Raw genomic sequence first — 8,401 nt, forward strand, 5'->3', positions numbered from 1 at the left:
GGCATTTTTGTCAGTTGTCGCACTGGATTGCCTCTTGCTAGCGTTGCTCAAAGCAATCAGTCAGGGAGCAGCGGATGAGCGATGGAATGCGGGTACTGTTGAGTTCCCTGGACTTGCAAACCACCGTAGACAAGGTGGGGCAAGGCATTACCCTGGACTTTGCTCAGTACAGCCTGCTGCGCGACTCGGCCGACGCCAAGCTCTACCAACTGCTGCACAAGGTCAACAGCAACGGCACCCTGGAGCCTGTTGCCCGGCAGCAAAGCGAGCAAGACCTGCGCACGCTACACGACGCCTGCCTGCGGGTCTCCCACCTGCTGCAAACCAGTTGCCTGGCCTTGCGCCGGCTGCAACTCGACTTTCAGGACCAGCGCCTGGCCCGTGAGGCGCTGGAAAGCCAGTTGGCCTACATGCAGGCCTGCTTGCGCCGGTCTTTGGCCAGCTTCGACCGGTCGGCATGACCTGATAGCCCTCGGCGATGACCTTTCCGGATGTTGCTGAATGGCGCCCCGATGCCGACAATGAGCCATCATTTTCCGTCCGGACCAGGCGCCATGTCGCAGCAGATCTTCTTCGCTCATGCCAACGGTTTCCCCTCGGCCACCTACGGCAAGCTGTTCGCTGCCCTGGCGCCGGACTACCAGGTGCAGCACCTGGCCCAGCACGGGCACGATCCGCGCTTTCCGGTGGACGACAACTGGCAGAGCCTGGTGGATGAGCTGCTGCATCATCTGGCGCAGCAGGACCAGCCCATCTGGGGTGTCGGGCATTCGCTGGGGGGTGTGTTGCACCTGCACGCTGCCTTGCGTCGCCCCGAGTACTACCGCGGGGTGGTGATGCTCGACTCGCCGGTGCTCACCCGTGCCGACCAGTGGCTGCTGCGCACCGCCAAGCGTTTCGGTTTCATTGACCGCATCACCCCGGCCGGCCGCACGTTGGGGCGCCGCGAAGTGTTCAATGACCGCGACAGTGCCTGGCGCTATTTTGCCGGCAAATCGCTGTTTCGCCATTTTGACCCCGACTGCCTCGAAGCCTATGTAGAACATGGCCTGCAGGCGATGGCGCAGGGGCTGCAATTGCGCTTCGATCCTGCTACCGAAATCAGTATCTACCGCAGCATCCCGCACACCAGCCCCGCGCCTGCGCGGCAGTTGCAGGTGCCGCTGGCCATGGTGCGCGGCGAGCGCAGCAACGTCATTCGCCGCCACCACACCCTGGCGGTGCGCGGTATGCCCAAAGGCGAATATCACAGTGTGCCCGGCGGCCACATGTTCCCGTTGGAGCGCCCGACCGACACCGCCAGCCTGATCAAGGGCCTGTTCGACCGCTGGAGCCAGGCATGAGCGCGCAGGTGCAGGAAGTGCGCCTGAGCCTGGGCCATATCGAACTGGCGGCTCACCTGTTCGGCCCTGAGGACGGGCTGCCGGTGATTGCCCTGCATGGCTGGCTGGATAACGCCAACAGTTTCGCCCGCCTGGCGCCGCAACTGAAGGGCCTGCGCATCGTCGCCCTGGACCTGGCCGGGCACGGTTACTCGGAACACCGCCCGCCTGGCGCGGGCTATGCCCTGGCCGACTATGCCCACGACGTGCTGCGGGTTGCCGAGCAGCTGGGTTGGCAGCGTTTCGCCCTGTTAGGCCATTCGCTGGGCGCAATCATTTCGGTACAACTGGCCGGTGCCTTGCCCGACCGGGTCAGCCACCTGGCGTTGATCGACGGTGTCATCCCGCCGACCGGTGCCGAGCAGGACGCCGGCGAGCGTTTAGGGATGGCACTGCAAGCCCAGCTGCGGCTGGATGGCAAACGCAAGTCGGTGTACGCCACGCTGGAGGAAGGCGTGCAGGCCCGGATGAAAGGCATGGTCGCGGTCAGCCGCGAGGCTGCCGAATTGCTGGCGCAACGTGGCCTGATGCCGGTGCCTGGAGGTTACAGCTGGCGCAGTGACAGCCGCCTCACCCTGCCATCGCCGGTACGCCTGAGTGAAGCCCAGGCCATGGCCCATGTGCGCCGGGTGAGTTGCCCGGCGCTGTTGGTAGTGGCCGCCGACGGCATGCTGGCGCGCCACGCCGCGTTGCTGGAGCAGCTACCCTTTGAACTGGCGACGCTGCCCGGTGGCCATCACCTGCACCTGAATGACGAGCACGGCGCGGTGCTTGTCGCAGACTGTATCAATCGCTTCTTTGGCTTTGCTTGACTTGCACCGGACAAGTGTCGAGGCTTGGCGGGTTGAACAGGGAGACAACCATGCAACTGCCAGACATCCTGGAGCTTCATTTCGGCGCAGTGCGCCGCCTGGTTCGCCAATGAGCGCGCCTGTTGCCATCCGTAATGCTGTCGCCGCCTGCCTGGCGCTGGCCAGCCCTGTGTTGTGGGCTGGCAGCCTGCCGGTGCCGGTGGACGGCAAGGTCGTTGAGCAGCGTCCGGCCGTGGAGCAGGAGCGCGTCTACCCCATGGGCCCGCTGCGCAAGATCAGCGGCCGCCTGCGGGTCGAAAACAAGGTCGAGAGCCGTGGCCAGGTCAGCTCGATAACCTACGAACTGCCGGTCGAACGTACGGCCCGTGAAGCCTTTACCAGTGCCCGCGAAGCACTGCAGCGCGAGGGTGGTTACCCGTTGTTCTGGTGCCAGGGCCGCGATTGCGGCGAGGCCAGCCTGTGGGGCAACGATGTGTTCGCCAATGCCCGCCTCAACGGTGGTGACGAGCAGCAGGCGTTCATCCTGCTACGCCGCTCGGCAGAGGAGGCCGACACGCTGGTCGCTCTGTACAGCGTTACCCGTGGCAACCGCCGCGCCTACCTGCATGTGGAGGAGTTCGTCGCCGCCAGCCCGCTGGGCGAGCTGCTGCCAACCGCCGCCACGGTGCTGCGCGAAATGCGCGACACCGGCAAGCTCGACTACCCTGACCTTGCTGCGCCGCAAGACACCTGGGTGAACCTGCTGGCCCGCAGCCTGAACCTCGACAGCACCCTGCGCGCCAGCCTCAGTGGCGCCCAGGCCGAAGCCTGGCGCGAGGCGCTGGTCAAGGCCGGGGTGCGCAATGGCCGCCTTGAGGTCGGCAGCGCACCCACCAAGGGCCTGCACCTTGAGTTGATCCGTTGAACGAGCGCCACCATGGTTAACAATGACCGCCTGCTGATCCAGATTCTGCTGCTCGCCTTGCTGGGTGCGGGCCTTTGGGTGATGGCACCGTTCATTTCGGCATTGCTGTGGGGGGCCATTCTTGCCTTTGCCAGCTGGCCGTTGATGCGCTTGCTTACGCGCCTGCTGGGTGGGCGTGAAACCCTGGCGGCCAGCCTGCTGACCACGGCCTGGATCCTGATTGTGGCACTGCCGCTGGTGTGGCTGGGGTTCAACCTGGCCGATCACATTCGCGATGCTACGGCGTTTGTGCGTGACGTGCAGGTCGACGGCCTGCCCGACGCGCCGGCCTGGCTGGGTGGCATTCCATTCGTGGGCGAGCGCCTGGTCAACGGGTGGCAATCGCTGGACCAGCAGGGCGCGGCCTTGCTGGCCTCGGCCAAGCCATACTTCGGGCAGGTGGGTAACTGGTTGCTGGCGCGCAGTGCGCAGATTGGCAGCGGCGTGCTGGAACTGACCCTGAGCCTGGTCTTCGTGTTCTTCTTCTACCGGGACGGGCCGCGCCTGGCAGCCTTCGTGTTGCGCTTGCTGCACCGCCTGGTGGGCGAGCGCGCCGAGTATTACCTGGAGCTGGTAGCCGGTACCGTGCAGCGGGTGGTCAACGGGGTGATCGGCACGGCGGCCGCGCAGGCCCTGCTGGCGCTGATCGGCTTCCTGATCGCGGGGGTGCCCGGGGCGATCGTGCTGGGCCTGGTGACTTTCATGCTCAGCCTGATCCCCATGGGCCCGCCACTGGCCTGGATCCCGGCCACCGCCTGGCTGGTGTGGAAGGGCGAATACGGCATGGCGGTGTTCCTGGGTATCTGGGGCACCTTCGTCATCAGCGGCGTGGACAACGTGCTCAAACCTTACCTGATCAGCCGAGGCGGCAACCTGCCGCTGGTGATCGTGCTGTTGGGTGTATTCGGTGGCTTGCTCGCCTTTGGCTTCATTGGGCTGTTCATCGGGCCGACCTTGCTGGCGGTAGGCTACAGCCTGCTGCTGGACTGGAGCCGTAACGCGGTGCAACAGCCGCCTCAGTGTTAATCCTGTAAGGGTCTCTTCGCGGGCACGCCCGCGAAGCAGGCAGCGGCGCCACATTCAGTACTTCCAGGTTACCGACGCCGTGAGGTTGCGCGGCGCGCCATAGTTGGTAGACCCAGCCGACTGATACAGCGACAACAGGTATTTGCGGTCGAACACGTTGTTCAGGTTCAGTGACGCACTCCAGTGCTCGTCGAAGTCGAAACTGCCCATCAGGTCCATCAGGGCATAAGCCTCCTGGCGTACCTGGTGGTTGCCGTCAGCCTTGGTCGCGCTCTGCCACTGCACTCGCGTCCCGACCTTGGCCTGTGGCAACGCGGGCAGGCGATAGGTGACACTGCCGCGCAGGCTATGGCTGGGTACGTAGCGGCGGGTCTTTTCGCCGTCGCCATCCTCGATGTGCACGTAGGTATAGCCCGCTGCCAGGTCCAGGCCGGGCATGGCTTCACCGGACGCTTCCAGCTCCACGCCGTGACTCTTGTTGTCCTCGCCACGGTAGGCATACTGCCCGCCGATGATCTCGCCGGTAGTCACGGCCACGTTCTGTTGCTCGGTTTTGAACAACGCAGCGCTCACGGTCAGACGCTCTTCGAGCAGGTTGCCTTTCACACCCACCTCGGTGCTCTTGCCTTCCAGAGGTTCGATCACCCCCCCTGCAGTACTGCGCAGGTACTGGGGCTTGAAGATCTCTGTCCAGCTGGCATACACACTCCATTGCGCGTTCAGGTCATACACCAGGCCGGTGTAAGGCGTGACTTTGCCATGTACCCGGGTGTCGTGGGCCGAGCCGTATCCCATCCCTTCACCATCGGCGCTGAGCATGCGGGCCCCGGCAATCCAGTGCAGGTCGTCGGTCAGGCTGAAGCGGGCGCCGGCATACAGGCTTTTCTGGCGGTCGGTGAAGTGCTGGGTGTTGAGTTCGTCGGTGTAGGTCAGCGGCGGCTTCTGCACAGCACCGGCCAGGGCATCGCCGAGGCTGACCACTTCGCTGCCCGAACTGTTGCGGTAGTAGCCACGTTCATCATGACGGCTACGCCCGTAGTTGGCGCCCAGGGTCAGCTCATGCTGGCGGCCAAACAGTGCGAACGGGCCCGAAAGCTGTGCTTCACCGATTACCTGATGCTCGGTACTGGTGGTACGGTTGATGTAGGCAAGCACGTCGTCGGCCGTGAAAGGGATGGCATAGAGCATCTGGGTATCCTGATGCTGGTTGACCCCGGTTACGGTGACCGTGCCTCGCCAACCCTCGCCAAAGTCATGTGCCAGCTCCGCAAAGGCCCGCTGCGTGTGGATGTTCCAGTAGGTCCAGGGCTGGCCGATGCTGGAACTGCGGCTGCTGTAGTGGATCGGGTTGCCGAGGTAGTCGGCCATCGGCAGCGCGCCCCAGGTACTGCCGTTGGCGTCGCTCTTCTGTTCCGAGAATCCCACGGTGAGGGTATCGGCGGAGGACAGGTCAAAAGCCAGCAGGCCTGCGGTGACATTCAGTTCATGGCTGTAACGGTCGAGGTATGAATTGCCTTTGTCATGTGCGTAGATCAAGCGCCCACGCACGTTGCCGTCGTCGGTCAGCGGGCCGCTGACATCAAAGTCTGCCCGGCGGTTGTCCCAGGCGCCGATGCTGGTGCCGAGCTTGGCCTGCAAGGTATCAGTCGGCCGTTTACGCACGAAATTGACGGTGGCCGATGGGTTGCCCGCGCCGCTCATCAGGCCGTTGGCGCCGTGCAGCACATCGATCTGCTCGAACTCTGCCAGGTCCTGGTCGCCCAGCAGCACGCCGGACGAGAAGGGCATGCCCATGCCATCGTACTCGAAGTTGTCGATGGTGAAACCGCGCGAAGTGAAGGCCGTGCGGTCGGTTTCGAACTGTTCGACCGTAACGGTGGGTGCATTGCGCAACGCGTCTTTCACGCTGTTGAGCTTGAAGTCGTCGAGCTGCTCGCGGGTGACAGTCGACACGGCCTGTGGCGTTTCACGGTTGCTCAGGCCCAGGCGCGTGGTGCTGGACGCGGGCCTGGCCTGATAACCACGGCTCTGGCCATCGGCCTGGGTCAGTTGGTACTGCACCTGCGTCGGGGCCAGGGTGACTTCGTTGCTGACGCCTTGTGCAGCGCCTGGCAGCAAGTAGAGTGTGCTGGCGTCGGTGCGGGCAAAGTTGTAACCGCTGCCTTGCAGCAACCTGGCCAGGCCTTCTTCCAGCGAGTAGCTACCGACCACTGCTGTGCTGCGCAGGCTTTCATCGACATTACCGTCTAACAGCACGTTTTGCCCGGACTGCTGGCTGAATACCAACAGGGCCTGACGCAGGGGCTGGGCAGGAATGTTCAGGGCCAGCTTTTGCGCTGTGCGCGTGGCAGGCTGGCCCGGCGCTGCATGCGCCTGGGTTGCCCCGGCCAGCAAGCAGCACGCCATTGCTGCGCCCAGGGCGCCCTGTTGCCAGCGTAGGGTAAGGGTGGAGTGTTGGTCGTGTCGCTTGGCCATTCAGGCGTGCCCCATGCAAGTGCAGATATGCGAATAACTCTCAGTGCCGTTAAGACGCATGAGGCATTTGAATATCTGATGGAGCCTGCAAGTTTTTTCAGGCAGCGGGGTAGAGCAGGGTAACCAGGTCGGTGTATTGCGCCGTGCGCACGGCCAGTGCCCTGGACATCACGTCGAGCATCTGCTCGGGCTGCTCCAGGTTCAGGATCAGGCTGACTCGCCGAGCGGCCAGTTGCTTGTCCATGATGAAAATGCGCCCTTCGCGCCAGCGCTGCAATTCCTCGACTACCGCTTGCAAAGGCTCGTTGAAAAACACCAGACGGCCACTGCGCCAGGCCAGCAACTGCTCCAGCTCCGCACGCTGGATCTCACCGGTCGAGCGCGGGCTGAACCGCAGCGACAGGCCTTCTTCCAGGTCAGTCTGCTGGCTGGCACTCAGCACCTGTACACGGCGCCGATGAACCGCGACCTGCGCTGTATCGTGGTTGCACGACAGGCAAAACTCGGCCTCGTCCGCGCGCAGTCGGCCGGCTTGGGTAATGACCGTGAAATCGCCTGCAGTGCTTGGGCGTACCGTGAAAAACGCTTGGCCGTGCAAAAGCTCTACCGTGCGGCGGGTGGTTGAGAAGTCCAGGTTCATCGCCGTGTGCCCGGCCATTTCCACCGTCGAACCGTCTGGCAGGCGGGCGATACGCCGTTCACCGACTGCCGTGCGCAAATCGGCGAATGGGGCGTCCATGCCCTTGAGCCAGAACAGGCCGGCGCCAGCACTTGCCGCCGCTGCACTGGCGGCAAGCCCCATGCCCATGAACCGGCGACGGGACAGGCGCGCGGGCACGCGTGGCGCAACCGGGGCGGGCTGGCACAGCAGGGCTGAGACGGCCCACAGGTTCTCCACTTCGGCATAGGCCTGGGCGTGGCGCGCATCGGCTGCCATCCACGTTTCCCACGCTATGCGCTGTGCGGGGGAGGGCGCGCCGCCATGAAACAGCGCGAACCAGGCACTGGCCTGATGACCAATGTCATCGGCAGTCGGGGCGGCGTGGTCGTTTGACGGCGGTTCGCGATTCATGGCTTCAACGCTTCACAAGGGCAGCACAGTCGGTGCATTGTGGCAGGCAGGGCGTCACTGTGACATGCCCTGTTTCAACAGTTCCAGTGCCTTGACCATGCGGCTGTAGGCCGTCTTGGGGGAAATGCTCAAGCGCTCGCCGATTTCCACGTAGGTCATGCCTTCGACCCGCACCATCAGGAACACCTCGCGGCAGGGCTCAGGCATGTTCTGGATCACCGTGTTCAAGGCTGCAAGCTGCTGGTTGGCGATGGCGGCCTGTTCCAGGGTGGCCGTTGGCTGGGCCACTGCGCTGGCTTCGGGCGAGTCCAGTGGCTCGCTCTTGCGGTGCTGCTGGCGACGGGTGTGGTCGATGAACAGGTTGCGCGCGCTGGAAAACAGGTAGGCACGAAAGTTCTCGATGCGGCTGCGGCCCATTTGCTCGGAAAGGCGAATGAACGTGTCCTGGGTCAGGTCGGCGGCGGTTTCCTTGCAGCGCAGGCGACGGTCCAGGTACTCCTGAATCTCTTCGCGGTGGGCGAGGTAGAGTGCCTTGAGATCTGAGCCGGACATGAAGCCACCTTGGCAGGGATTTGAGCGAGGACGGCAAAATACCATAAATGAGAATTGTTTTGATTGGTCTTTTTGCCCGGGCATCAGCCCAAAAAACCTGATCTTTACGCATTCTTTATAGCCATCCCCATCCCCCGAC

At 63.8% G+C, this 8,401-nt stretch carries 8 protein-coding genes; 5 read left to right on the top strand and 3 right to left on the bottom strand.

Annotation, left to right across the window (positions count from 1 at the left end; translation table 11 throughout):
• Positions 1 to 86: 86 nt before the first annotated feature.
• The 5 genes from JOY50_RS19185 (at position 87) to JOY50_RS19205 (ending at position 4,163) form a co-directional block, all read left to right on the top strand.
• A complete protein-coding gene (locus JOY50_RS19185) occupies positions 87 to 461 on the top strand; it encodes a hypothetical protein (protein WP_132842138.1) in 375 nt (124 codons plus the stop codon).
• Between the two features lie 93 nt (positions 462 to 554).
• The gene (locus tag JOY50_RS19190) at positions 555 to 1,343 is read left to right on the top strand and encodes an alpha/beta fold hydrolase (protein WP_243055642.1); all 789 of its coding nucleotides are present in this window, start codon (positions 555 to 557) and stop codon (positions 1,341 to 1,343) included.
• Entirely contained in the window at positions 1,340 to 2,194 is an 855-nt protein-coding gene (locus tag JOY50_RS19195; protein ID WP_132842001.1) for an alpha/beta hydrolase, read from the top strand. The genes JOY50_RS19190 and JOY50_RS19195 overlap by 4 nt, the downstream gene beginning before the upstream one ends.
• Positions 2,195 to 2,303: 109 nt before the next feature.
• Entirely contained in the window at positions 2,304 to 3,098 is a 795-nt protein-coding gene (locus JOY50_RS19200) for a DUF4892 domain-containing protein (protein WP_132841999.1), read from the top strand.
• 12 nt (positions 3,099 to 3,110) lie between these two features.
• Positions 3,111 to 4,163: an AI-2E family transporter gene (locus JOY50_RS19205; RefSeq protein ID WP_138737733.1), complete on the top strand. Its 1,053-nt coding sequence runs from the start codon at positions 3,111 to 3,113 to the stop codon at positions 4,161 to 4,163.
• A 54-nt stretch (positions 4,164 to 4,217) separates the two neighbouring features.
• Here JOY50_RS19205 and JOY50_RS19210 read toward each other — a convergent pair whose 3' ends face one another.
• The 3 genes from JOY50_RS19210 to JOY50_RS19220 form a co-directional block, all read right to left on the bottom strand.
• Positions 4,218 to 6,638 (bottom strand): TonB-dependent receptor, encoded by a 2,421-nt coding sequence (locus JOY50_RS19210; protein WP_243055643.1) that lies wholly within the window; start codon positions 6,636 to 6,638, stop codon positions 4,218 to 4,220.
• Positions 6,639 to 6,735: 97 nt separating this feature from the next.
• Positions 6,736 to 7,710, bottom strand: a complete 975-nt coding sequence (locus JOY50_RS19215; RefSeq protein ID WP_138737731.1) for a FecR domain-containing protein — start codon at positions 7,708 to 7,710, stop codon at positions 6,736 to 6,738.
• A gap of 54 nt (positions 7,711 to 7,764) precedes the next feature.
• Positions 7,765 to 8,262, bottom strand: coding sequence for an RNA polymerase sigma factor (locus tag JOY50_RS19220; protein WP_019470155.1), 498 nt, complete (start codon positions 8,260 to 8,262; stop codon positions 7,765 to 7,767).
• Positions 8,263 to 8,401 lie beyond the last annotated feature (139 nt).

Source organism: Pseudomonas sp. BP01 (genome assembly GCF_022760795.1).
GTDB classification, from domain to species: domain Bacteria; phylum Pseudomonadota; class Gammaproteobacteria; order Pseudomonadales; family Pseudomonadaceae; genus Aquipseudomonas; species Aquipseudomonas putida_Q.